The sequence below is a fragment of the Pradoshia sp. genome, from assembly GCF_051873915.1.
In the GTDB taxonomy this organism is placed as follows: domain Bacteria; phylum Bacillota; class Bacilli; order Bacillales; family Pradoshiaceae; genus Pradoshia.
Map to the genome: position 1 here is coordinate 1 of NZ_JBJEFJ010000087.1, position 23,959 is coordinate 23,959.

Sequence of the window (23,959 nt, forward strand, 5' to 3'; positions counted from 1 at the left end):
TTTAAGACTTGCTTAGCGTTTCGTTTTGTTTAGTTTTCAAAGAACAATTTTCTTCGTTGTCGTTTTTGGCGACTTAACTATCTTACCAAGTTCAGTCTTCCGTGTCAACAACTTTTTTATTCTTTTTTTCGTCGTTCGCTTTAGGTCAGCGGCGACGTATATAAATATATCACCCGTCATTTTATATTGCAATAGTTATTTATGAAAAAAATTATAGTTAATTTATTTAAAATATTTAATAAGATAAAACTCGTTGCAAAAGGTAAATGTTATGGGGATATACATAAAAAAAGAGCCATGTCTCCATGGCTCTTTTTAAGTATCTTATTTATGTCTCATAAGCGGGAATAACAGTACGTCACGAATAGATGGAGAGTTCGTTAACAGCATAACGAGACGGTCGATGCCGATACCGAGCCCGCCTGTTGGCGGCATGCCATATTCTAACGCTTCGATATAATCGTCATCCATCATATGAGCTTCATCATTACCTTGCTCACGCTCTTTTAATTGTGCTTCAAAGCGTTGTCTTTGGTCGATAGGATCATTTAGCTCTGTGAAGGCATTAGCGTGCTCACGCGCAACGATAAAGAGTTCAAAACGATCTGTAAAGCGAGGGTCCTCTGCATTTTTCTTCGCTAGCGGAGAAATCTCAACTGGATGACCATAGACGAATGTAGGCTGAATCAATTTCTCTTCAATCTTTTGCTCGAAGAATTCATTGATGATATGGCCTACTGTCATAGATTCAGTAATTTGTACATCATGCTCTTTCGCAAGTGCACGAGCTTCTTCTACACTCATCTCTTTCCAGAAGTCTACACCAACATATTCTTTTATTGCATCGACCATATGAAGTCTCTTCCATTTTGGCGCAAGATTTACTTCATATTCACCGTATGGAATTGTCGTTGTTCCAAGTACTTCTTCAGCAATGTAAGCAATGACATTCTCAGTGAGGTCCATAATGTCATGGAAATCAGCATAAGCTTCATAAAGCTCAAGCATGGTGAATTCAGGGTTATGGCGTGTAGATACACCTTCGTTTCTGAATACACGGCCAATTTCGTAAACCTTTTCTAACCCGCCGACAATAAGGCGTTTTAAGTGAAGCTCAATCGCAATACGCATATACATTGGCATATCAAGAGCATTATGATGCGTTACGAAAGGTCTTGCAGATGCCCCGCCGGCAATGGAGTGAAGCATTGGCGTTTCCACTTCCAAGAAGCCGTTATCGTCGAAGTAACGTCTCATCGCTTGGATAATACGGCTTCTTGCAATAAAGGTCTTTTGGCTTTCTTCGCTTGTAATCAAGTCCAGATAGCGTTTACGGTAGCGCTCCTCAATGTCTTTAAGACCATGGTATTTCTCCGGCAGCGGGCGCAAGGATTTAGTCAGGAAGGTAAATTCATTGACCTTGATGGACAATTCGCCAACTTTAGTCTTAAAGACTATCCCCTTAATACCAACGATATCGCCTAGGTCAGCTATCTTAAAGAGCTCATAGGCATCCTCACCGATTGCGTCTTTTCTTACATAAATTTGAATTTGGCCGCTAACATCTTTAATGTGTGCAAAACCAGCTTTCCCTTTTCCGCGTTTGGTCATAATACGGCCGGCAATGGATACTTCAATACCCTTTGCTTCAAGCTCTTCATTTTCCAATTCGCTGAACTCTGTAATAATCTCTTGAGCCAAATGTGTACGCACGAATTTTTGTCCGAATGGATCAAGGCCCAATTCAGCAATTCGCGCCATTTTATCACGTCTGACCTGGAACTGGTCATTTAATTCTTCGCTCATTTACTACTCACTCCATCTCTGTATCGCTATATACTGTTTTTTATTTTACACAAAATAACACCATAAGACACCAGTATCTACTTGAATTTTTTAAAATAGCAGAAAAACTGCCGGAACGGACCCGGCAGCTTATGATTCATGCTTATTTTAGTAATTAGATGCAAGGCTGTCAAATCATCAAACAGCTTCCGTTACTTGACCCTCTGCTTCAATGTCTTCTACAAGTCCATAGAGCAGTCCAACAAGCTGGTCGCGTGTCTCTACAATATTAATTTCTTTCCTTATCTTCCCGCTGCCTTGCACGCCCTTTAAATACCAGGCGGCATGCTTTCTCATTTCGCGAACAGCGATATATTCATCCTTCAGGGCAATCAGCCGGTCTAGATGGAGCACGCATACGTCCATTTTCTCGCGTACAGAGGGCTCTGGCAGCAGGATACCGCTCTCGAGATATTTAACCGTCTGATACATCATCCATGGGTTCCCAAGCGCCGCACGACCAATCATGACCCCATCACAGCCTGTCTCATCAAGCATGCGTTTAGCATCCTGCGGAGTTTGGACATCACCATTACCGATGACTGGAATATTGACCGATTCCTTCGCAAGCTTGATGTAATCCCAGTTCGCTTGCCCTTCATACATTTGTACGCGTGTACGTCCATGGACAGCCACAGCGCTTCCGCCAGCCCTTTCAACAGCCTGCGCATTTTCTGCCACGAGGATATGTTTATCATCCCAGCCAATGCGCATCTTTACCGTAACCGGCTTTTCTACCTTATCGACTACCGCAGAAACCATCTCATAGATCTTATCTGGATTCAACAGCCAGCGGGCTCCTGCTTCACATTTAATAATCTTATTAACCGGGCAGCCCATATTAATATCAATAATGTCTGCATTCGTATTCTTGTCAACGAACTGGGCAGCCTGAACGAGAGATTCCTTCTCCCCACCAAAAATCTGCAGGGACAGCGGCTTTTCACGCTCATCGATGTAGAGCATGCTCAAAGTCTTCTCGTTGCCATACACAATTCCCTTGTCACTGACCATTTCTGCACAAACAAGACCGACTCCGAATTCCTTCACCGTCAGACGGAAGGCAGAATTACATACTCCAGCCATCGGAGCCAGCACTACCGGGTTCTTCATTTCGACGTTCCCAATCTTCAGCATGAATATGACCTCCCTATCCGTGTTTTTATTCATCTATTTAACAGGAGGCTTCAATTCCTCCATCGTAATCCCCAGCTGCTCCGCCACATCCGTCAAGAAGGTTGTTGTCGGGTTCCTGTTTCCCCGTTCCACTTCCCCAAGCATGGAGACGGATACACCAAGCTCCCTAGCGAATTCTTCTTGCGTAAAACCTTTTAATTTCCGGAAAGCCCGAATGCGCCTTCCCCATCTTTCTGCTTCCATACTCGAACCCCTTTTTTGTCGGGGATATCGTCCATGACTTCCCTTACCGGTTTGTCCATATTTGGCAGAGTGATGTCCTTATCAAGTTCCACGAGCGGAATGGCAACAAAGGCTCTTTCCATAATTCGCGGGTGCGGGATAATCAAGTTTTCCGTGACAATATTCTCTTGATTATATAGTAAAATGTCAAGGTCTATCGTTCTTGGACCCCATCTGATTTCCCGTTTTCTGCCAAGTTTCTTCTCAACATACATACAGCATGCGAGTAGGTCTTGCGGTGATAACTCTGTTTGAAGGCAAATAACCATATTCAAGAATTTACCTTGTTCTTCATATCCCCAAGGATCGGTCTCATAAATGGAGGATACAGCCGTAATCCGATTGGAGGGATGGCTGGATAGCTCTTCAATAGCGTTCATTAAATAGCTTTCCCGATCCCCCAGATTCGTACCTAATCCGATATAGGCGCTATTCATGCTGACTCACGCTTTCTCTCAATTTCCACAGCCACTGATTGATAATGACCGGGAATCGGAGGGTCAGGCTTGATTACTCTGACAGTACACGCTTGAATTATTTCATGCTGCGTCAACACTCCAGCTGCAATTCTTTCAGCTACCGCCTCGATTAAATCAAAGCGCTCGCCCTCTACGATTTCTTTGCATAACGTGTATATTTCAGCATAATTAACCGATTTATTCAAATCATCTGTCTGTCCTGCCGGCTTAAGATCTAAGTAAGCAGTAAGATCAACACGATAGCGCTGGCCTAATTTATTTTCCTCTGGATAAACACCATGGTATCCATAAAATTCCATCTTTTCAAGAATTATTTTATCCATTTACCTTCACCTTCCCTAACATTGCATCCATCATCCTCGCTGCGCGTGCATTCTCCTTCACATCATGCACACGCATGATGCTGCACCCTTGCTGAATTCCAAGACAAACACTCGCAATAGTTCCCTCAACGCGCTCCTCAACTGGCAATTGCAATGTATGGCCAATCATTGATTTACGGGAGGTACCAAGTAAAACTGGGTAACCGAGACTTGTAATGATACGGAGGTTTCTCATCATCAGCAGGTTCTCTTCAAGAGTCTTAGCAAAACCAATGCCTGGGTCAAGGATAATTTGTTCATCCTTTACGCCTGCTCCCTTCACCAGCTGAATGCTCTCATATAAATCATTTAATGCATCTCGCATAAAATCCTGATAGGGCTTTGCTTCACGATTATGCATGAGAATGATTGGAACACCTGTATCTGCTGCTACCTTCGCCATATCCGGGTCAGCCTTTGCCCCCCAAATATCATTTATAATATGAGCACCTGCTTTTAATGCGGCTCTGGCTACATCAGCTTTGTACGTATCAATGGAGATCGGTACATTCACCTCCTGAGCCAAACACTCAATGATTGGAACTACCCGCTCAATTTCCTCCTCAGACGAAATCTGCTCATATCCTGGACGAGTTGACTCACCCCCGACATCAATGATGTCTGCGCCGTCTTGGATGAGCTGGCGCGCCCGCTCAAGCGCTGTATCAACCGCATTATACCTTCCTCCATCAGAGAAGGAATCAGGGGTCATATTTAGGATTCCCATGATGAGCGTCCGGCCGCTCATCTCGAGTTTATATGGTCCGCATTCTATTACATTCACCATTTACCAATACTCCTTTTATTAAGATGCCCTTAACACTTCTTCTATGGAAAACACTATACCATAACTCATGGGCATGAATGGAAATGTTGTGAATAAAAAAAAGAGGCTTTCGCCTCTTTTCGTTCATCTCTATTAATCTTCAAAGTTATAAAGAGGTGTGCTCAAGTAGCGTTCTCCGTTATCCGGAATGATCGCCAGAACTTTTTTGCCTTCCCCAAGTTTCTTCGCAACCTGAAGCGCAGCATGGATAGCAGCCCCAGCAGAGATTCCTCCTAGGATACCTTCCTCTTTCGCAGCTCTTCTTGCTTGTTCGAACGCTTCTTCATTTGCCACTTTGATGATTTCATCATAGATTTCTGTATTTAATGTATCAGGAACGAATCCTGCACCAATTCCTTGAATTTTGTGCGGTCCTGGTGATCCTCCGGATAATACGGGAGAATCCGCCGGCTCGACAGCGACAATTTTGATATCTTTATAGGCTTCACGAAGTACGGAACCTGCACCGGAAATTGTTCCGCCTGTACCAATACCTGAAATGAAGGCATCAAGCTGGTCACCCATTTGCTCAACGATTTCTTTACCTGTTGTTTGACGGTGAACCTCTGGGTTTGCTTCATTTTGGAATTGCTGTGGCATGAAATAGCCATTTTGCTCAGCTAGCTCAGTTGCTTTCGCGATGGCACCCTTCATCCCTTCTTTACCAGGAGTCAGGATGAGTTGAGCACCATAAGCTTTCAGCAAATTACGGCGTTCAATGCTCATTGTGTCAGGCATGACTAGAATGGCTTTATAGCCTTTTGCAGCCGCAACCCATGCAAGACCGATTCCTGTATTCCCGCTTGTCGGCTCAATAATTGTCGTATCAGGCTTCAATAGACCCTTCTCTTCAGCATCATTAATCATAGCTAAAGCAATACGGTCTTTCACGCTGCTGCCCGGATTCATGTATTCTAGTTTCAAATAAACCTCAGCAGAACCATCCTCTACAATCTTGTTCAACTTCACGACTGGTGTGTTCCCAATCAACTCTGACACATTATTTGCTATCTTACTCACTTCATCCACCCCTAATCCATAGTATTTTCATATGTTTTATATACAATTTAGCTATTTTTTTCCTATCTGTCAACTAATATTCACTGGGCCAACCATCATTTACACCATTTTCTGGTTCTATCATCCTATTGCTCATATACCCATTTGACCCCGACTTCATCCCAAAAAAGATCGACGGCAGCAACCGCATCAAGCTGCTCCATGGCAATACGCCGTTTGACATATGGCTCAAGCTGCTCTGCCGTATATGTCTTTCCTTCCATGAACTCCTCAACATACAAAACAGCGTAGCCTTCATCTACTTCATGAGGCTCACTCCATTGACCTGCCTTTAAATTCTTCAAGGAGACTTTATAGCTTGTTGGTATGGTATCTGTCTCTAAAGAAAGCATCCCTAAATCGTATTCTGGATCGGACGGGGAATATTCCATAGCCAAGGCCGAAAAATCAGCCCCAGCCTTTAAATCCTTAATAATGTTCTCTGCATCCGATTTCTTCTCAACGATGATATGAGATACATGGTATAGATCCGGCTTATTGAAGAGGCTATTGTTTTCATCCAAATACCTCTCTATTTCCTCAGCGGCGACTTGGACATCCTTCGTAAGGATTTTCTCAAAGAGAATAGAGAGCTTGAGTTGCTCCATCAGCTTTTTCTCATCCCGTCCTTCTTCTTTTCCATATCCATAGGTCGATTGATGAAGGCGCCGTTCCATCTCCACTTCCTCTTTTGTAACAGACAAACCATTCTTATCAGCCATTTGGCGGATGACCTCATCATTGACCATTTTCCTCAAGGTTTCACGACCATAGGATAGGTCTAGCTTATCCGCCAATTCGGCTCTTTGAATATTCACATCTCCTACCGATGCTACTGTATCATCTAGGTTATTCTTCGATGTTCCGCCATAAAGAAAATATAGAACCGTCGAGATATTGAGCAAAATCAATCCTGCGATGATTGCCCAGCACTGTTTAACAGACAAAGCAACTCCCCCAATAGCTTACTTTGCTTCTTTTTTCAGTTCTTCTAGTTCTTCTGTGGTGAAGGCATATGTTTCATTACAGAAATGACATTGAGCTTCTATGCCGCCCTCTGTATCAATCATATCTTGAATTTCCTCTTTACCGAGTCCAATAATAGCCCTGCTGTATCGGTCTTTTGAGCATTGGCACTCAAACTTGATTGGCATCGTATCCAATACTTTCACGTTTTCCTCTCCAAGAATACGATAGAGAATCTCCTCAGGCTTTAACCCGTCCTTCAGCATTTCAGAGATATACGGCATATTATTTAAGGAATTCTCTATTTGCGTAATCACGGCATCATCTGTATTCGGAAGCAGCTGGATAATGAATCCTCCTGCAACGGCAATCGTATCATCCCCATTTACAAGAACCCCAACACCAACTGAGCTTGGTGTTTGTTCAGAAAGGGCGAAATAGTAGGTGAAATCTTCGCCTAGTTCACCAGAGACTAAAGGTACTCTTCCGGAGAAATTATCCTTCATCCCTACATCCTTAACGACAGATAACGTTCCCTCTGTACCTACTGCACGGCGGACATCAAGCTTCCCGCCTTCACGAGATGCGAAATCAACATGCGGATTTGTGACATAACCGCGCACTTCCCCATTTGCATTGGCATCCACGATAATCGGGCCGAGCGGTCCATTCCCCTCAATGCTGATCGTAATCTTTGCGTCACCCTTTTGCATGGCCCCCATCATGACACCAGCAGTCATCGCTCTTCCCAGGGCGGCAGATGCTGTTCTCCATGTATCATGGCGTCTTTGCGCCTCTCCTACTGTTTCTGTTGTTGATACGGCATATGCCCTTACTTGCCCTTCATAGGCCAATGCTCTTACTAAATAATCGTTCATGTTAAGCTCCTTCCTAGCTTTCCGAGAGAATGGCTCTACGGCCGATTCTTCTTATATATGATTTGCAGCCCCTTCAAAGTCAGGAACGGCGCCACCTCATCGATGACTGTTGTCTCACCGGCAATGAGATCTGCCCATACTCCTGTTGCAATAACCTTAGGTTGCTGTTTACTTTGTTTCTTTATACGGTTGACAATTCCCTCAACCTGACCGATGACTCCATACAAGATCCCTGCCTGCATGGCCGAAACTGTCGTCTTCCCTATTATGCCTTCAGGTCGTAAGATTTCAACCCTTGGCAATTTGGAGGCTCTCTCAAAAAGGGCTTCCATTGAGATTTCAATACCAGGCGCAATGGCTCCACCCATATATTGTTGATGCTCATTAACATAACAATACGTGGTTGCCGTCCCAAAATCCACAATGATGATTGGCGCCCCGTATTCTTCTATGGCAGCCACCGCATTGACGATTCGATCACTCCCGACTTCACGGGGATTTTCGTACTTAATATGAAGACCTGTCTTAATTCCCGGTCCCACCACAAGCGGTTCCAAATGAAAATACTTTGAGCACATCTTGATAAGGGCAGGCATAATCGGCGGTACAACGGAGGACATAATAATTCCTTCAATTTGTTCAGCCGAGACACCCGAATGACTAAATAACTGAGAGAAAATTAGGCCGTACTCATCCTCGGTTTTTCGTTGATTCGTTTCAATTCTCCAGTGGTAACGCAAATAATCATCCTCATAAACCCCTATCAAGATATTCGAATTCCCCACTTCTAAAACGAGCAGCATCTGTTATCCTCACCTTATCTTAGAATGTCCTTATTTTAACATGCGCAATAAAAAAGCGCCCCAATGAAGGGGCACTTCTTTCTTATAGCTTATTGCGATCATCTGTCTCCATGTCTGGAGGAGTAGGTACATCTTTCCTGCCCTCAGCGATCGTCTCATCTTCTTTCGTCATATCTTCATGGACAACAGGTGATTTTTCCTTAGAGGAAAGGTTCACCTTTACATCGCCATTCGCCTTCTTGCGTTCAGGCAGTTTACCGTAATCCGCTAAGTGACGAATTTGCTCTGCATCCAATGTTTCTACTTCAAGCAATGTATTAGCGATTAAATCAAGCTTGCTGCGGTTTTCAGTAAGGATTGTTTTGGCACGCTCATAACATGTCTTGATGATGTTTTGGATTTCTGTATCAATCTCATAAGCAATCTTATCAGAGTAATTTTGTTCATTATTGATGTCACGTCCAAGGAATACTTGACCTTGTGTATGACCGAACTGCATTGGTCCGAGTCTATCACTCATGCCGTATTCAGTGACCATCTTTCTAGCGATGCCTGTTGCACGCTGGAAGTCATTGTGAGCGCCTGTACTTACTTCACCGAACACGATTTCTTCTGCGACACGTCCGCCTAATAGGCCGGTAATCTTGTCGTAAAGCTCTGGTTTCGTCATGAAGTAACGGTCTTCACGAGGAAGCATAACAGCATATCCGCCGGCTTGACCGCGCGGTACGATTGTCACTTTATGAACCATATCAGCTTCATCTAATACAAGGCCGATAACCGTATGCCCGGATTCATGGAAGGCAACGATGTTTCTTTCCTTCTTGGAAATAACACGGCTCTTCTTAGCAGGACCGGCAATAACACGGTCAGTTGCCTCATCGATATCGCTCATGTCTACTTCTTTCTTATCTTGTCTGGCAGCAACAAGCGCCGCCTCATTTAACAAGTTCTCAAGGTCTGCTCCTGAGAAACCAGGTGTTCTCATTGCAATCGCTTTAAGATCAACATCCTCAGCAAGCGGTTTGCCCTGTGCATGAACACGAAGGACTGCTTCCCTTCCGTTTAGGTCTGGGCGGTCAACCGTGATTTGACGGTCGAAACGTCCTGGACGCAATAACGCCGGGTCAAGGATGTCTGGACGGTTAGTCGCAGCGATGATGATGATGCCTTCATTAGCACCGAAGCCATCCATTTCAACTAGCAATTGGTTCAAGGTCTGCTCACGTTCATCATGTCCGCCGCCAAGACCTGCGCCACGCTGGCGTCCAACTGCATCAATCTCATCAATGAAGATGATACATGGAGCATTTTTCTTTGCATTTTCAAACAAATCACGAACACGTGATGCACCGACACCGACGAACATCTCAACGAAGTCAGAACCACTGATAGAGAAGAACGGCACGCCGGCTTCTCCAGCCACTGCACGTGCAAGCAAGGTTTTACCAGTCCCTGGAGGTCCAACTAACAGGACACCCTTCGGAATTCTGGCACCGAGCTCTGCGAATTTACGAGGGTCTTTCAAGAACTCAACGACTTCGACAAGCTCCTGCTTCTCTTCGTCTGCTCCTGCCACATCTTTGAAACGAACCTTTTTCTTTTCTTCGCTGTACAGCTTAGCTTTGCTTTTGCCGAAGTTCATTACTCGGCTTCCGCCGCCTTGTGCATTATTCAACAAGAAGAAGAATAGCAGCAAGATGATAACAAACGGAATCATGGAAGTAAGGAATGTTACCCATGCGCTTGTTTGTTCGGCACCTTTTACATTAGTAGCGATGTCTTGGTCATCAATCAGATCAGTGACTTTCCCTGCCTGCTCTGAAAGAATGTATGTTACATAAAACTCATCTTCCTTAGCGCCTTTTTCTTGGCCTGTTACTGCATATACACCATTTTCCACCTGCAAGTCGGCAGATTTGATCTCACCAGCTTCGAGTTTGTTTATGAACTCAGTATTTGACATTTGTGTGGTAGGCTCGGAGTTCTGGTTAAACACACTCACGACACCTATGATCGCCACAAAAATAAGTAAGTAAAATATGGTATTTTTAAATATACGGTTCATCCCTAACCTCCTCCCAAAGGAAACTAAATAGTATTTGGCTATAGTGCATTTAGGTACTTATTTATTTTATATAAATATAATAGACCCGTCTATTTTGCTGAAATAAAACGTGTTCTAATCATTTATATCCCTAAATTTATGCTTCATAAACTTCTCTTTTAAGCACTCCAACATATGGAAGGTTACGATATTTCTCGATGTAATCCAATCCATAGCCGACAACGAATTCATTCGGCACATCGAAGCATGCATAATCTGCTGTGATGTCAGCTTTACGGCCGGACGGCTTATCAAGCAAAGTAACAAGCTTGATTGATTTAGCCTTACGGTAGCGGAATAAGTCCACTAAATAGGATAAGGTCAAACCGCTGTCAATAATATCTTCAATAATAAGAAGGTCACGGCCTTCAACAGATGTATTTAAATCCTTGATAATCTTAACCTCACCGGATGAAACAGTTGAGTTTCCATAGCTGGAAACATCCATGAAGTCCATTTCCAGATAGCTATCCACATGCTTCAGCAAATCTGTCATAAATGGCATTGCGCCTTTTAACACGCCGATTACAAGCGGATTCTTATCCTTATATTCTTCTGTGAGCATTGCGCCCAACTCTTTGATTTTCCCTTGGATCTCCTCCTCGGAAATCAGTACCTTTTCTATGTCATTGTGGATTGTCATTCAGTTGTCCTCCTAGAAGAGCTTAATTCAGTATACTTTACCATGATATTTATAGCATTCGGCGAATATTCGGCACTTACCTGCTGCAAGCCCGGTATCCAGACGATGACTCCGTTCTTATCGGTGACAATCGGCCATGAATCACGTAAATGGATGGGAATTCTGCGTTCGACAAAAAGCTTCTTCAGCTTCTTATGTCCTGCAAATCCCTTCGGCTGATAGCGGTCTCCATCACGCCTGTTCCGTACAAGCAAGGGCAGTCTTTCCTTCGCAATCGTTATGGTACAGGCATCTGCTGATTCTTGAAGCATTTCTTCAGCAGCTCCGTCCCATAATGCTGTTTCAATCACATAACCATTCTCTAGCGTCGTCAGCCCAGGTATACAAAGTTCATTGGAAAAGGTCGAAACGGGCAGCTCGCCAAAATGGAAAAGCAACCGTTCGTAGGCCTTTGTCACTCGAAGGCCATGAGGCAACTGCAAGGAGATGGAAGGATGAGATTCCACAAGCAAGGATTGAATACTATCTATATGTACGGATGAAAACATATAAGGTTTCACTTGATAAAGATAGTTTAATATTAGTTGAATCACCCTTCTTTGTAAAGGTTTTGGCACTGCTGAAAGACGGGGGATTTCGACAATCCATTTGTCCTTATCCCGCTCTATACCAAGGGATTCAAATCTCTCCTGGGCAAGGCTTTGAAGATAATCCTCATCCTGCTCCACTTCCTCAGAGAAACGTTGAATATGATTCAATGCCTGTTCATTTTCCTGCTTAATGAGTGGCAATATGTATTTGCGGAACCGGTTCCTTGTATATAGATCCTTTTCATTGCTTGGGTCAAAACGGGGATTCAGGTTCATTCGTTCACAATAATCCATGATTTCCTGTCTTGTCACAGCAAGGAACGGCCGGATAATTTCTCCTCCGGCAAAAGACCTTTTTACAGGTATCCCCATTCTCGCTTTACCTGTACTCCCCCTGATTAAATTCATCAGGACCGTTTCGGCCTGGTCGTCTAGATGATGCGCCAGAACAAGCTTTTTCACCGAATATTCCTTCATTATAGCTTTATAATGCGCGTATCGACAATCCCGAGATGCCTGTTGGGGATTTTTTCCTGTCTGCTTAATATAATCCGGTACATTGACTCTCGTCCCTTTAAAGGGCAGATTCCATTTGGCACACATCTCCTCGACATATTGGTAGTCTTTATAAGATTCCTCTCCCCTGAACATATGATCAACATGGGCAACCATAATCGTCAGTCCATATTCCGGGATGAGTTCCTTCATATAAGCCAATAAAGCAATCGAGTCCGGACCGCCTGAAACCCCAACTAAGCACGAATCACCGGGGTCTATTAACCGTTTTTGCTTTATAAAAGCAGTAACCTGCTTCTCTAACATGCGTAATCCCTTCCTGCCTTATCAATTCAATATGTACTATCGTACCATTCTTGTATGGACGCTGCCAAAAACTTTCCTTTATGAACAGGCAAGAAACTCCACTTTATTATTTGTTTAAATAATAAACTTATACAACAAGCCCCAACATATAGATTGCGTATAACAGTGTGACAAGAAGAATGAGAAACAAGGTCTCTGCTATTCGCCCACCCTTACGACGACCACTCTTGCCTTTAGCATTTCTCATTTGCATACGGCTCGTTTGTACCGCGCTATGCTTTCTCCTATTTGACTGGCGTTGCATATATGCTGCCAACTCTCGTTTCATCTCTCCAGCACTCGCATACTTGCCAGCAAATGCCTTCATGAGAACAGGCTCGATTACAGCGAGCTCTTTCTTGTCCTTGACTCTCTCGCGAAGCTCCTTTAGACCGCCCTCTCTCTTTGGCACTCTTCCTCCGTAAGCTGCAGTCATCATAATCATGGCTAAGGAGAATAAATCATAGGACGGATCAGCCCTTCTTCCGCCAAGACCCCAATATCCTCGATCAAAGTATTCCGTATATTCCTTAATTGCTCTGCCCTGCTGAGTTGTTCCGCCGACATCAATAAAGCGGATTCTTTGTTCGGGCCATTGAATAATCAGATTCTCCGGCTTCAAGTCACCAAAGACCCACCCTAGCTGATGCAATTTCTCCAGCTGGGTAAGCAGCTGCAAGGAGAGGACATTCAGCCATTCATTCCCCCGCTTTCTCAGGAATGCCAGGAGGGAATCCCCTTGTATAAATTCCATCGCATAAAAAGGATAGATCTTGCCATTTACTACATAGTCATCTACATCTATTAAAGAAGGCCCGAGGGAATCCCCTTGGGCCTTTGCAAATGATTTTAATACATTCACTTCAGAGGCAATCGTGGCATTGTTATCACTGAACTTTACTGCGACAGTTCCTCGCACAGATTGGGCCAGGTAAACAATTCCATTGGCCCCATATCCTAATTCCTTTCGCAACTCGTAGCGGTTATGGTGCCATTTGCCCGTCATGAAAGTCCCTATCTGGAAACTACATGGTCTCTTCGCGGTATGACTCGTCATCTTCGTTCACCAATCTCCTTAAAGATGATTTGTCTTTAAAGTGCCTAATTGCTTCCCTAATAGCAGGGCCGGTCGGTGTGATTCCGCCTGTTGTTAGCTTTTCGAATATCTTGGATAGTGATTCTACTCTTGGTGACCAATCAAGCACTAATTCCGCTTCTGCCCTTTTCCCGGGAAATATGTAAACGGCAAACTGATTATCGCCGCTCCGGGCATTTAGACTGATCGATAGGTCAATCAGCGCTTCCTTGACCGTGGGAAGCTTATGCTTCATGCTTGCGCTCGTATCAACCAGAACAAGAACTTCCATTCTTACTGTTTCACCAAGGTCCTCAACAACCTCCATGATTTCTCCCCGCTTTTCAGGAGGCAGCTCCTCTAGCGTTACCTGATTCCCAAGAATCTGCTGAAGCTCTTTATTGACTACCCCCTGAATGGTTTCATTCATAGCTTTCCTTGTGACCATTTGCACGGTTTGAGATAGCTGTTCAGCATAGACAATTTGATGAATTCCGCCGCCGGCAATGGCAATCTGTTCAATTTCACCCATCGCCCGTTCATCAATGATATCCTTGCTCATCACACCAATCACATTGACAACCAATCCTTCCTCCCGTGCCAAAGCTGCCATGGCCGCTGGATTCTCCCCCTGATTAGAGCAGCCATCCGTCAGCAGGAGAATCTGCTTCACTGTACCTGTCTTCATCCCATTACCCTCCAATACTCGTATGTTATCATCATCTTCGCCTATTAAATGGCGCTTTATACGGTCTTTGAAGGGATTTTCAGGGACTATTGCGCCTTTTTTCTCCGCATTCCCATAGGGATGCTGGACCACTTCGGTATATTATGCTTTATTTGGGCAACAACAATTGTCATATCATCCTCTATTCGGCCAGAGCTTGTTCGAATAACCTCCTCCAATATAATGTCTGCCACCTCTTGAGGGTCCTCTGTCTTGATTTCTCGTATTTTCCTGTTCATCCATGCTTCGTAATTCTCTACATGCTTCGGCCCTTCGAAAATACCATCACTCATCATGACAAGCAGATCGCCTGCCTTCAGCTGTTCATTCACGACATCTACGTCAAATTCTTTAATAATGCCTATCGGCAAATTATTCGATTGTATTTTCGTCACTTGCTGTCCTCGTTTAATGAAACTCGGCGTGGAACCGACCTTTAGAAATTTAATATTTGCATCCTGCAAATCAATCATGGCCAAATCCAGCGTCGAGAAGATTTCATCTGTCGTCCGTAATGAAAGGATGGAATTGATGGATTTAATCGCCACCTTTTCTTCAATGCCTGATTCAAGAATGGTTTGTAAAAGCTGCAGGGTTTCCGTACTCTCATTATGTGCCCTCTGGCCATTACCCATGCCGTCACTTATGGCAATGGCATATTTCCCTTTTCCAATATCAATCATTTTATAGCTGTCTCCGGATACGAGCCCGCCTCCTTTTGCCGCGTGAGCCACTCCTGTCACAACTGCATATCGTTTTGCCGAACGGAAAGTCAGCCGGCAAATCCCTCTTTGGAAAGGCCCCTTTTCCTCCTTATGCATAATAATATGTTCGCCCAATATGTCGGATAGCATCGGTGCAATCAGTTTCTCTCCCACTTCACTTCCTTTGTTATCACTGAGCTGCATATCTATGTCAATATTCCCCTGTTCAAGAGAATAAATTTCCATTTGGTGGATGTCCAATCCGAATGATCGAATGGAGTCCATTAATTGCTCCTCATGGATATGAAGATTCTCGCGTTCCTTAGTAATTTCCTTAGCGAAGTCCTCCATTACCTTCGAAACACCTTGAAGCTGATCTGCAACCAGCCTCCTGCTCTCCTTCACCTGCTTCTTCAGCTTCTGATTGGCATTGAAATAGGATATCTCCTGAAGCATCGCTTCTGTCACCTTGTCATACCGCGTGCAGAACTTCTTCCATTCCCGCGCCGTCTGCTGCGAGACTTGAGCCGGCTCTTCTTCAAGATCTTGGACTAAATCACTCATCATCCCATATGTGTAATCGAAATTCTTCGCCCAGCAATAATCCTTCTTAAAGCATGTTTGGCATGTCTTTTCTGTGACATTGCTGAGGAAGTAGTCCATATCGCGCTCCCTATCCTCCTCTTTTGTTGTCTCCGCCTCCATTTTCGAGAAGCTATTAGATAATGCAAGAAACACGGATGAAAACTGATTCACCCGCTGGGCAGTCACATCTCGCACCTTCCTGACATATTGCTGCTGCTCATTGGCATGCTCGACCGTTCCGGGTATATGCTTTGCGACCCGCTCAATAATAGAGGCAGGGGTAAGCAGAAATAAACTAATAGCAATGAGTGATTCATATAGGGTTATGGATATGTTTTGCGAGCCCTCACCATATAGGCCTATCAGCAGCGTCGCAATGATTAGTCCTAAGGATACGCCGATTTTTCTCCCTTCCTTTAATAAGCCTCCCAGAAGTCCGGAAAAGGCGAGCAGACTCATCTGAAATAGACTAGACAAATTAGCCAGACTGAAGATAAGCCCAGTCACGACGCCGACAGTCGACCCTATGGATGCCCCGCCAGAGACAGCAAACAATAAGACGAGATACCGGCTCAGAATATGATCAAGTGACACATCATAGATTGCCCACCCAATCGTTCCCGTCATAACGGAGGCCAGCATGATAATCAGGCTGATCACTTCCTCCGTTTTTAAGGATTGCGGTCTCTTATGAACGGAAATCAAGGGTATACATTGAATAAAGATTAACGTTAAGATCAGTGCAAGTCCTGCCTCTACTCCAACCATCATGGCGTCGTAGATTTCAAACTTCATATATTTTAAATACCGTTCTGTCGCACTTGAGATGCCGAGGGCTATGAGGACATAAACGCCGACCAGTTTAAATTGGTTCTCCACCGAGGGCTGACGCAGCTTATAAAGAAGGAGAAATAAAGCACAGGAGGCGAACAGGCTTAATCCAGCTGTCCAGGATACCGTTAATGCTCCTCCGATGGCCGACACCATCACAAGCGGTGATCGCTCTCTTTTCATCATGTAAACCGCCGCAAAGAACGGCAGTGAGAATGGGGTAAGCTGAGAGAGAATGAGCGCCCTCCCCAGCAGGAAGCCCAGAACAACGAGTATATACCCCTGTCTAATGAATATATCTTCAACTTTGGCCGTATATTTGCCAATAAGATTAACCGGATTCCACTTCTCAGGATTATATTGAACATCTGTTACTGATCCAAGCATTTGATTGTTTTCTACTTTACTCATTGTTTCACTCCCCTAACTAGTGATGTCTCTCATTATAGAGTGGACAAGCTCATTAATTTGTCATATTGAAGGATGGAGAGAGAAAAAGTCTTCGACGGCATTCCTTGCGAATGGGCAAAACCAAACATAAAGCATGTGCCGTTGACGGGCAATGATCATCTTTTGCTTGAAAGATGTGTAAGAATGAAGGGAACAGGCAAGAATTTGCCATTAATTTAACTGTAATAATCTGATAATTGCGGATAATTTTTAAATCGTTGACAAAGAGACAGGAAGATTGTAAGATACTTTTTGTGTTTAAAAATATGGCGGTGTAGCTCAGCTGGCTAGAGCGTACGGTTCATACCCGTAAGGTCGGGGGTTCGATCCCCTCCGCCGCTACCAATTTTTTATATATGGCCCCTTGGTCAAGCGGTTAAGACACCGCCCTTTCACGGCGGTAACACGGGTTCGAATCCCGTAGGGGTCATTTTTATATAGATAAAAGCCGAGGAATGCGTTCCTCGGCTTTTTTGTGCGCCTTTCACCAAATCTCCTGTGTATACAAAAACAGACCGGCTAATCAGCCGGTCTGTTATATAAAATTGCCAGTTTGTTTCAGCAGCAAGGTTTAGCCGCGTCTTCCTCCTCTGCCACCTCGTTTGGATTCTGTATTCCGTTTAAGAGATGACATACGCTCTTCACTATCTTTTAAGAAGCGGGCCATTTTTTGTTCAAAATTCTCGCGTGGCGGTCTAGAATCATTTCCTCTTCCACCGCGGTTATCACCGCGTCCGCCACGGAAGTCGTTGTTTCTTCTTGGACGTTGCTGATAAGAAGATGGTGCTTCGCTTTCTTTCTTCTCAACAGCCTTCTTGATGGATAGACCAATTTTTCCGTCCTTTTCGACGTTGATGACTTTTACTTCAACTTGGTCACCCACTTTAAGGTGATCGTTGATATCTTTAACATAGTTATCAGCCACTTCACTAATGTGGACTAATCCTGTTGAACCTTCGGGCAGCTCAACAAACGCTCCGAAATGGGTAATTCCTGTTACCTTACCTTGTAACTTGCTGCCTACTTCGATTGACATAAAAAAAATGCTCCTCCTTAAGAAATTAAAAAAATAATAGAGTATAGAAATACTTCCCTATATATTATAATCCCTGTAAAAAATTCGTGTCAACGTGAGGGTAATTTCGTGACCCTTCATTATTCTGGAAGGTTGAAAATAATCTCACCGTCATCCGAAAGGAAATACTCCTTACGGGCAAGCTTCGCGATGTATTCATCATCATTCAGCCTTATGATTTCTTCCTTCAATTGTTCCTCTTCCTTCTGCAAACTGGATAATTGCTCCTTAAGCTCTTGCTTTTGGGCCTCTTTGTCCTTCAGGGCAGATTTCTGAGAATAGAGCGTAGCCAAAACAATGCCGGTTGAAATAACGGCAAAAAGCATGAAGAACATCAGTCTTCTTGCCAGTCCCAATCTCTTCCGCTCAAAGGACTGGGTCCGTTTCTCTTGATATTGAACATATGGTGAGTCGATTTGAGAGATATTTTTCTTTTTCTTATCAAGCGCACCCATTTCCTTGTCCTCCTTCATTCAGATGACCTGTTTATCCACCTATCATAGAATACAATGATACTATTCTTCATACCCGCGATAATCCCTGCCATTTTTGAAAAAAACTTTTCACACGGCCGGCGCAGGACCATAGGCATGATTCTCCATATAATTGCGGCCAAACGGAACAACGGCCAGCATACTACTCTTACTATTGATAATAAGGCCTTTAAAATCATCAAAGCAAGCATAAATATTCCATTCGCTAATTTTGCTGCCATTTTCAAGATGAAGAGAACGGTCCCGGCCAATAGCATGATTATTCCCTTCACTGGCTTGAGCAACAGCATGTCCCCTAAACGAACAAAGAAATGAATCGTCTCAAGCACAAGATGAATCGCTCCCTCGAGCACTTTTTTATATAACCCTTTGAATAGGGCCTGATAGGCTGAATAGCCGCACAAGAGAGCCAGTACAATATAGAAGCGCCATTCACCTGCATTAGCTTTAAAAAGAACAAAGAAAATCAACAGTGCCTGCATACACCAGAATAAGACATCATGAATGAACACGATCCAAAGGGCTCTCTTCGCCCTTTTCAGGAATCGATTATACGTGTCAAAGGCCGCCCCAAAGCTCAAGCCCATTGCAATCATGGACAAGAGCGTCACAAATTGGGTATCAAGACTCATTTGAACAACTTGCCAAAGAACCCTTTAGCTTTCTCCCCGCCGTTCTCATCAAGATAGGTAATTTCATATACCTTTCCCTTAATAGAGACAATTCCCTTATCGACATCGAGGTTCTTCATTTGGAGATTTTGGCCTCTAACTGCCAAGAAGCCCATAACAGTCTCAAGCAAGAATTCCTCATTATCAAAGCTCTCCACTTGCTTGACGCCTGTTATATCCAAAAGCTTGCGGCCCTTCATGCTTATATCATGGTCAGGTGCGGCATTTTTGCCTGCTTGATTTGATTCATAATATTGGCTCATTCTTATCCCCCATTATCAAACATTTTGTAAAAGTGTATGATAAATCGGGATAAATTAGACCAAGCTTCTCTTACTCGGTAATCCGCTCCTCACCGATAATGGAATACATTCCGGCAGCCTCGTCTTTTTTCGTTGTCTCTACTAATTTCTCTACCTTTGCCGTAAGGACCTTTTGGCCAAAGCGAATTTCAAGTGTATCACCGACCTTCACATCAGCAGAAGCTTTCGATTCTTTTCCATTTATTTTAATACGCCCTTGGTCGGCCACTTCCTTTGCCACAGAGCGTCTTTTAATGATTCGTGACACCTTCAAGAATTTATCCAGCCTCATTGTTGTTTCCTCCTAACTCTTTATATCCCCTGCTGCTTGGCTTGATCCCAGAAATGGTCAAGCTCAGCCAGGCTGAAATCTGACCAGCCTTTTCCTGATTCCCTTACACAGCGTTCCACAAACTCAAAACGGTTTCGGAACTTATTATTTGTCCCATGCAAGGCAAGCTCAGGGTCAATGCCCGCAAGCCTTGCCACATTAACACAGGCAAAAAGGACATCTCCGAACTCATCTGCCATTTTAACCAGATTGCGCTCTGGGTGGTCAAGCTCTGACTTGAACTCTTGCAGTTCCTCCAGAACCTTCTCCCAGGCAGGGCTGACATCATCCCAGTCAAATCCTACCTTGGACGCACGCTTCTGAATCTCCTCTGCCTGCATGAGCTTCGGAAGGCTCTCATTCAAACCATTAAACAAGGACTCCTTCTCATCCTTTTCAGTTTTCTTTACCTCCTGCCATGTCTTCTCCACATCCTCCGGCGTATGGGCGGAAGCATCTCCGAAGACATGCGGATGCCTTCTGACCATCTTATCAGAGATGGACTCAATCACATCATCAATCGAGAAGAAGCCGTCATCCTCGCCGATTTTTGCATGGAGCATTACTTGAAGAAGAACATCGCCCAGCTCCTCAATGATATTATCTATATCGTCCTGGTCGATGGCATTTATGAGCTCATAGGCTTCCTCTATTAAATATTTCTTCAAGGTAATATGTGTCTGGGCACGGTCCCATGGACAGCCATCCGGAGCCCTGAGGCGGTCAATGATCTCCCTAAGCTTCCAGAACTCCTTAAATTGCTGCTCAGGAGCAGACAACGGCGACACATAGACTGATGTCAGATTGCTCAGCTCCATCTCCCGGTCTAATTCATATAGCGGCAGCCATTTTACCTGTTCCGAGCTCATGCCGGCTCCTGTTACAAGGCATACTTGATGATTATCCGGATAACGTTCCATCAGCGTCAGCTTTACCTCTGAGGCGATAAAAGCATCATACACCTGACTGATGATGATATGCTGACGCGTATTCAGATCTATAACAGACAGGCTCGTGCCATCAAGAAACTGGAAGCCCTCTACTGGGTCAACCTTAATCGCTGTAAACATAGGGTCAAGGAAGCTCTGTCCTCCCTTGATGACGACATCAATCCCCCGTTCACTCCCTTTTGAGAGAAGAAGCTGTACCGTCATTTCCGCAATTAACGGATGACCCGGAACCCCATATATGACATCCTCTGATAAAGCTTTTTGCAATAGCGTTTCCGCAATCTCTTCGTATACGTCCTCGAATTGGTCATGCTTCTCATAGACAGCATCAAAGCTCTCAATCGAAAGTCCCTCTAAAGAAAGCTCCTTCAATACCGGATGCTCCATTGTTCGGACATACAATAAGGATGTATTCTTTAACAACCGGTAGATCCCGAGCGGAAGCTGTTCAAGCTCTCCCGCTCCCAAACCAATAATGGTAATATGATGACTCATTAAACTTGTGCTCCTAACTTAATTTTTCTCACGCGGCAGCAACCGGACCAGCCGGTCTCCTAAAGGAATCAACAATAGCTCTTCCCTGCTGAATAATTTCATTTTAACCAAAACTGGGAGATAAACTACCACCCCAAGAAGAACGGCACTTAATGCATGAATGGCAGACAGCCATCTTGACGCCAAATATCCTTCAAAGATGATAGAGAAGAGGAATGTGTATCCAGCTAAGGCTCCGAACATGGCGAGTGCGGCTGTTGCTGTGATCGCCATCTGCCGTATGCTTATCATCTCCCCAGATAGCTCCCTGCCAACCAGGATAAGCAGGGCAGCTGCCCCAAAGGCTGTTGCTGCCAAACTGGACCAAGCTGCTCCTTCAATGCCTCCATCCGCAATAAACAGCGGATTCATCACAGCTTTCAGCCCAACAGACAAGCCAACCACGATGATAGAGGCCTTTATGCGCCCCAATGTCTGCAGAATTGTTGCTGAGGTGATGGCCACTGAAGCAAACACAATCATGAAGGCAATAATGATTAACGCATCCCTGCCTTGATCATCCTTAAATAGCATTACATTCACCGAGCTTAATATTGCCGTAAGCCCAACTGCTGCTGCAAGTCCAATTGCAGCACTTACCTTGATTGCAAGCCGGCACATCCTCTTTAATTCTTCTACCGCCTTCTGTTTTCTCAATGAGGACAGAACAGGCACCATTGATAAAGCCAAAGAGGTCGTAATGACCAGCCCAACTTGGATCAATGGCTGCCCCCTGTCATATGTACCTTTTAACACCTTGGCATCTTGCGAAAGAATACCTTGGTCGATAAGAGCAGCATACAGCTGGAAGGAATCTACGAGTTGCAAAAGCAGGATATACATGTTACTTAGACAAAACGCCAGCCCTTGAAACAGGAGAATCCTCCCAGATTGAAGAAATATCTCATAGGACGGCCATTGCAGCGGAAAATGCCGATCCCGGTCTTTTATGACAAAGTAGAGCAAAATGACCGTTGCTGCAAGACCTCCATAAACAGACCCCATCATAGCTCCTCTACCAACTGCATAAAGGGAGAAGCCCCTCTCCATTAAGATAAAGGAGCCAATTAAGATGACCGACACCCTGACAATTTGTTCGATTGTTTGCGAGTATGCTGTAGGCAGCATATTCCCGCTCGATTGATAGAGCCCCCTCACACAGGAAATCAACGGAAGTAAAAGCATAGAAACAGCTACTACTTGTATCAAGGGGACGAGCTGAAGATCATTCATGAGAAGAGCAATCTCCTCAGCACCCATATAAAGGAGAGTAAAGCCGAGCAAGCCGAATATGGATATCCAAAGGAGAGAAGCGGTTATAAGCTGCTTATGACCTCCCCTTCCTCCAGAATCCTGTGATGCCAGCATACTTGAGATACCAGCAGGAAATCCGTATGTAGCCAGAACAACGATAATGCCGTAGATTGGATAGACCTGCTGGTAAATATAGAATCCCTCATCACCAGCAATATTCTGAAAGGGAACACGATAAACCGCGCTCAGTACTTTCACAAAAATGGCTGCGGCCGCCAAGACGGCTGCTCCTCGCGCAATCGTGCGCGATGCCCCATATTCCCTGTCCATCAAACGTACACCTCTTTAATCTGTTTCATGTATTATACCATATACACCTAAACCTTTATGAATCCATAAAAAAAGGGCAATCAAAAGATCCCGTTTTACTCAAAACAGATCTTTTGATTGCCCATCATACAATAATCTTAATTATTGTTCCATTTGTTTTGCAAGGAAGCTTGCAGCTGTTTCAATCGCTTTTAATTCGATTTCACCAACAGTTGCTTCTTTTGCAAAAATAACAACGGCACCGATTGGATCACCATTCGCTACGATAGGAGCGATTGTGTATGAAGCCACGTCTTCATCTGCGCCATCAACCAAGGAAACAGTTCCTTTTTGAGTGATAAGTACAGAGTTGCGATCTTCCATGATTTTTTCAACAGAATCACTGATTGCCTTGTTCAAGAATTCCTTCTTAGAGCCTCCCGCTACAGCGATGTATGTATCACGGTCACAGATTAATACTGGGTTGCCAAGGCTATCATATAATGCTTCCGCATATTCTTTAGAGAAATCTCCAAGCTCACTGATTGGAGAATATTTTTTAAGGATTACTTCTCCGTCTCTATCCACAAAAATTTCCAAAGGATCTCCCTCACGGATTCGGAGTGTTCTCCGAATTTCTTTAGGAATAACAACGCGTCCTAGATCATCAATGCGACGAACAATACCTGTTGCTTTCATTCTGTGTTGCCTCTCTTTCATCGGGTTTGTTTTTTGCGACACGTCCTGCTGCCATTTGACGAAAATGCCGCCGATGCTTGCACTTAGTATTTTTCTAATGGTAACTTCTATACACTAAGAAAATTATTTC

24 protein-coding genes and 2 tRNA genes are annotated in these 23,959 nt (G+C 44.2%); 2 read left to right on the top strand and 24 right to left on the bottom strand.

Features of this window, described 5'->3' with window-relative positions; translation table 11 throughout:
- Positions 1–324 precede the first annotated feature (324 nt).
- The 16 genes from lysS to spoIIE form a co-directional block, all read right to left on the bottom strand.
- Positions 325–1,806, bottom strand: coding sequence for a lysine--tRNA ligase (gene lysS / locus ACI35L_RS08165; RefSeq protein WP_439802640.1), 1,482 nt, complete (start codon positions 1,804–1,806; stop codon positions 325–327).
- Positions 1,807–1,983: 177 nt separating this feature from the next.
- Positions 1,984–2,982 (bottom strand): tRNA dihydrouridine synthase DusB, encoded by a 999-nt coding sequence (gene dusB / locus ACI35L_RS08170; RefSeq protein ID WP_049672582.1) that lies wholly within the window; start codon positions 2,980–2,982, stop codon positions 1,984–1,986.
- A 33-nt stretch (positions 2,983–3,015) separates the two neighbouring features.
- Entirely contained in the window at positions 3,016–3,225 is a 210-nt protein-coding gene (locus ACI35L_RS08175) for a helix-turn-helix domain-containing protein (protein ID WP_049672583.1), read from the bottom strand.
- Positions 3,177–3,701: a 2-amino-4-hydroxy-6-hydroxymethyldihydropteridine diphosphokinase gene (gene folK / locus ACI35L_RS08180; RefSeq protein ID WP_439802641.1), complete on the bottom strand. Its 525-nt coding sequence runs from the start codon at positions 3,699–3,701 to the stop codon at positions 3,177–3,179. The genes ACI35L_RS08175 and folK overlap by 49 nt, the downstream gene beginning before the upstream one ends.
- Positions 3,698–4,066, bottom strand: a complete 369-nt coding sequence (folB, locus tag ACI35L_RS08185; protein ID WP_049672585.1) for a dihydroneopterin aldolase — start codon at positions 4,064–4,066, stop codon at positions 3,698–3,700. The genes folK and folB overlap by 4 nt, the downstream gene beginning before the upstream one ends.
- Positions 4,059–4,892 carry a dihydropteroate synthase gene (gene folP / locus ACI35L_RS08190; RefSeq protein WP_049672586.1) on the bottom strand — a complete coding sequence of 278 codons (834 nt, stop codon included), beginning with the start codon at positions 4,890–4,892 and terminating at the stop codon, positions 4,059–4,061. Before folP ends, folB begins: the two co-directional genes overlap by 8 nt.
- A gap of 132 nt (positions 4,893–5,024) precedes the next feature.
- Positions 5,025–5,951 carry a cysteine synthase A gene (gene cysK, locus ACI35L_RS08195; RefSeq protein WP_049672587.1) on the bottom strand — a complete coding sequence of 309 codons (927 nt, stop codon included), beginning with the start codon at positions 5,949–5,951 and terminating at the stop codon, positions 5,025–5,027.
- Positions 5,952–6,076: 125 nt separating this feature from the next.
- A complete protein-coding gene (locus ACI35L_RS08200; protein ID WP_049672588.1) occupies positions 6,077–6,937 on the bottom strand; it encodes a peptidylprolyl isomerase in 861 nt (286 codons plus the stop codon).
- 18 nt (positions 6,938–6,955) lie between these two features.
- Positions 6,956–7,834: an Hsp33 family molecular chaperone HslO gene (hslO, locus tag ACI35L_RS08205; protein ID WP_049672589.1), complete on the bottom strand. Its 879-nt coding sequence runs from the start codon at positions 7,832–7,834 to the stop codon at positions 6,956–6,958.
- Between the two features lie 35 nt (positions 7,835–7,869).
- Positions 7,870–8,637: a type III pantothenate kinase gene (locus tag ACI35L_RS08210; protein WP_049672590.1), complete on the bottom strand. Its 768-nt coding sequence runs from the start codon at positions 8,635–8,637 to the stop codon at positions 7,870–7,872.
- 82 nt (positions 8,638–8,719) lie between these two features.
- Positions 8,720–10,705 carry an ATP-dependent zinc metalloprotease FtsH gene (ftsH, locus tag ACI35L_RS08215; protein ID WP_439802642.1) on the bottom strand — a complete coding sequence of 662 codons (1,986 nt, stop codon included), beginning with the start codon at positions 10,703–10,705 and terminating at the stop codon, positions 8,720–8,722.
- A 136-nt stretch (positions 10,706–10,841) separates the two neighbouring features.
- On the bottom strand, positions 10,842–11,387 hold the full coding sequence (gene hpt, locus ACI35L_RS08220) for a hypoxanthine phosphoribosyltransferase (protein ID WP_049672592.1): 546 nt from the start codon (positions 11,385–11,387) through the stop codon (positions 10,842–10,844).
- A complete protein-coding gene (gene tilS / locus ACI35L_RS08225; RefSeq protein WP_049672593.1) occupies positions 11,384–12,799 on the bottom strand; it encodes a tRNA lysidine(34) synthetase TilS in 1,416 nt (471 codons plus the stop codon). The genes hpt and tilS overlap by 4 nt, the downstream gene beginning before the upstream one ends.
- Positions 12,800–12,926: 127 nt before the next feature.
- Complete coding sequence (locus tag ACI35L_RS08230) at positions 12,927–13,844, bottom strand: serine/threonine protein kinase (RefSeq protein ID WP_231589562.1); 918 nt, start codon at positions 13,842–13,844, stop codon at positions 12,927–12,929.
- A gap of 19 nt (positions 13,845–13,863) precedes the next feature.
- Positions 13,864–14,601 (bottom strand): vWA domain-containing protein, encoded by a 738-nt coding sequence (locus tag ACI35L_RS08235; RefSeq protein WP_049672595.1) that lies wholly within the window; start codon positions 14,599–14,601, stop codon positions 13,864–13,866.
- Between the two features lie 86 nt (positions 14,602–14,687).
- Positions 14,688–17,171: a stage II sporulation protein E gene (spoIIE, locus tag ACI35L_RS08240; protein WP_049672596.1), complete on the bottom strand. Its 2,484-nt coding sequence runs from the start codon at positions 17,169–17,171 to the stop codon at positions 14,688–14,690.
- 307 nt (positions 17,172–17,478) lie between these two features.
- On the opposite strand from spoIIE, the gene ACI35L_RS08245 reads away from it, so the two are divergent.
- Together ACI35L_RS08245 and ACI35L_RS08250 are read left to right on the top strand one after the other, a co-directional pair.
- Positions 17,479–17,555 (top strand) — tRNA-Met (locus ACI35L_RS08245).
- A 13-nt stretch (positions 17,556–17,568) separates the two neighbouring features.
- Positions 17,569–17,640, top strand: a tRNA-Glu gene (locus ACI35L_RS08250).
- A gap of 141 nt (positions 17,641–17,781) precedes the next feature.
- Here ACI35L_RS08250 and ACI35L_RS08255 read toward each other — a convergent pair.
- From ACI35L_RS08255 to spoVT, 8 genes are all read right to left on the bottom strand, one after another.
- The gene (locus ACI35L_RS08255; RefSeq protein ID WP_049672597.1) at positions 17,782–18,246 is read right to left on the bottom strand and encodes a S1 domain-containing RNA-binding protein; all 465 of its coding nucleotides are present in this window, start codon (positions 18,244–18,246) and stop codon (positions 17,782–17,784) included.
- Positions 18,247–18,365: 119 nt separating this feature from the next.
- On the bottom strand, positions 18,366–18,740 hold the full coding sequence (locus ACI35L_RS08260) for an FtsB family cell division protein (RefSeq protein WP_049672598.1): 375 nt from the start codon (positions 18,738–18,740) through the stop codon (positions 18,366–18,368).
- A gap of 14 nt (positions 18,741–18,754) precedes the next feature.
- A complete protein-coding gene (yabQ, locus tag ACI35L_RS08265) occupies positions 18,755–19,411 on the bottom strand; it encodes a spore cortex biosynthesis protein YabQ (RefSeq protein WP_439802643.1) in 657 nt (218 codons plus the stop codon).
- Positions 19,408–19,713, bottom strand: coding sequence for a sporulation protein YabP (gene yabP / locus ACI35L_RS08270; protein WP_049672600.1), 306 nt, complete (start codon positions 19,711–19,713; stop codon positions 19,408–19,410). The genes yabQ and yabP overlap by 4 nt, the downstream gene beginning before the upstream one ends.
- A gap of 70 nt (positions 19,714–19,783) precedes the next feature.
- Complete coding sequence (locus ACI35L_RS08275) at positions 19,784–20,044, bottom strand: RNA-binding S4 domain-containing protein (protein ID WP_049672601.1); 261 nt, start codon at positions 20,042–20,044, stop codon at positions 19,784–19,786.
- A gap of 20 nt (positions 20,045–20,064) precedes the next feature.
- The gene (mazG, locus tag ACI35L_RS08280; RefSeq protein WP_439802644.1) at positions 20,065–21,528 is read right to left on the bottom strand and encodes a nucleoside triphosphate pyrophosphohydrolase; all 1,464 of its coding nucleotides are present in this window, start codon (positions 21,526–21,528) and stop codon (positions 20,065–20,067) included.
- A gap of 18 nt (positions 21,529–21,546) precedes the next feature.
- A complete protein-coding gene (locus tag ACI35L_RS08285) occupies positions 21,547–23,151 on the bottom strand; it encodes a putative polysaccharide biosynthesis protein (protein WP_439802645.1) in 1,605 nt (534 codons plus the stop codon).
- A 141-nt stretch (positions 23,152–23,292) separates the two neighbouring features.
- A complete protein-coding gene (spoVT, locus tag ACI35L_RS08290; protein WP_049672604.1) occupies positions 23,293–23,829 on the bottom strand; it encodes a stage V sporulation protein T in 537 nt (178 codons plus the stop codon).
- Positions 23,830–23,959: the final 130 nt, after the last annotated feature.

Bases quoted from the DNA above. Each gene is read 5' to 3' on its own strand.
- lysS (WP_439802640.1), bottom strand. From the start codon at position 1,806: ATGAGCGAAGAATTAAATGACCAGTTCCAGGTCAGACGTGATAAAATG.
- dusB (WP_049672582.1), bottom strand. From the start codon at position 2,982: ATGCTGAAGATTGGGAACGTCGAAATGAAGAACCCGGTAGTGCTGGCT.
- ACI35L_RS08175 (WP_049672583.1), bottom strand. From the start codon at position 3,225: ATGGAAGCAGAAAGATGGGGAAGGCGCATTCGGGCTTTCCGGAAATTA.
- folK (WP_439802641.1), bottom strand. From the start codon at position 3,701: ATGAATAGCGCCTATATCGGATTAGGTACGAATCTGGGGGATCGGGAA.
- folB (WP_049672585.1), bottom strand. From the start codon at position 4,066: ATGGATAAAATAATTCTTGAAAAGATGGAATTTTATGGATACCATGGT.
- folP (WP_049672586.1), bottom strand. From the start codon at position 4,892: ATGGTGAATGTAATAGAATGCGGACCATATAAACTCGAGATGAGCGGC.
- hslO (WP_049672589.1), bottom strand. From the start codon at position 7,834: ATGAACGATTATTTAGTAAGAGCATTGGCCTATGAAGGGCAAGTAAGG.
- ACI35L_RS08210 (WP_049672590.1), bottom strand. From the start codon at position 8,637: ATGCTGCTCGTTTTAGAAGTGGGGAATTCGAATATCTTGATAGGGGTT.
- ftsH (WP_439802642.1), bottom strand. From the start codon at position 10,705: ATGAACCGTATATTTAAAAATACCATATTTTACTTACTTATTTTTGTG.
- hpt (WP_049672592.1), bottom strand. From the start codon at position 11,387: ATGACAATCCACAATGACATAGAAAAGGTACTGATTTCCGAGGAGGAG.
- tilS (WP_049672593.1), bottom strand. From the start codon at position 12,799: ATGTTAGAGAAGCAGGTTACTGCTTTTATAAAGCAAAAACGGTTAATA.
- ACI35L_RS08230 (WP_231589562.1), bottom strand. From the start codon at position 13,844: ATGACGGGCAAATGGCACCATAACCGCTACGAGTTGCGAAAGGAATTA.
- ACI35L_RS08235 (WP_049672595.1), bottom strand. From the start codon at position 14,601: ATGAAGACAGGTACAGTGAAGCAGATTCTCCTGCTGACGGATGGCTGC.
- spoIIE (WP_049672596.1), bottom strand. From the start codon at position 17,171: ATGAGTAAAGTAGAAAACAATCAAATGCTTGGATCAGTAACAGATGTT.
- ACI35L_RS08255 (WP_049672597.1), bottom strand. From the start codon at position 18,246: ATGTCAATCGAAGTAGGCAGCAAGTTACAAGGTAAGGTAACAGGAATT.
- ACI35L_RS08260 (WP_049672598.1), bottom strand. From the start codon at position 18,740: ATGGGTGCGCTTGATAAGAAAAAGAAAAATATCTCTCAAATCGACTCA.
- yabQ (WP_439802643.1), bottom strand. From the start codon at position 19,411: ATGAGTCTTGATACCCAATTTGTGACGCTCTTGTCCATGATTGCAATG.
- yabP (WP_049672600.1), bottom strand. From the start codon at position 19,713: ATGAGCCAATATTATGAATCAAATCAAGCAGGCAAAAATGCCGCACCT.
- ACI35L_RS08275 (WP_049672601.1), bottom strand. From the start codon at position 20,044: ATGAGGCTGGATAAATTCTTGAAGGTGTCACGAATCATTAAAAGACGC.
- mazG (WP_439802644.1), bottom strand. From the start codon at position 21,528: ATGAGTCATCATATTACCATTATTGGTTTGGGAGCGGGAGAGCTTGAA.
- ACI35L_RS08285 (WP_439802645.1), bottom strand. From the start codon at position 23,151: ATGGACAGGGAATATGGGGCATCGCGCACGATTGCGCGAGGAGCAGCC.
- spoVT (WP_049672604.1), bottom strand. From the start codon at position 23,829: ATGAAAGCAACAGGTATTGTTCGTCGCATTGATGATCTAGGACGCGTT.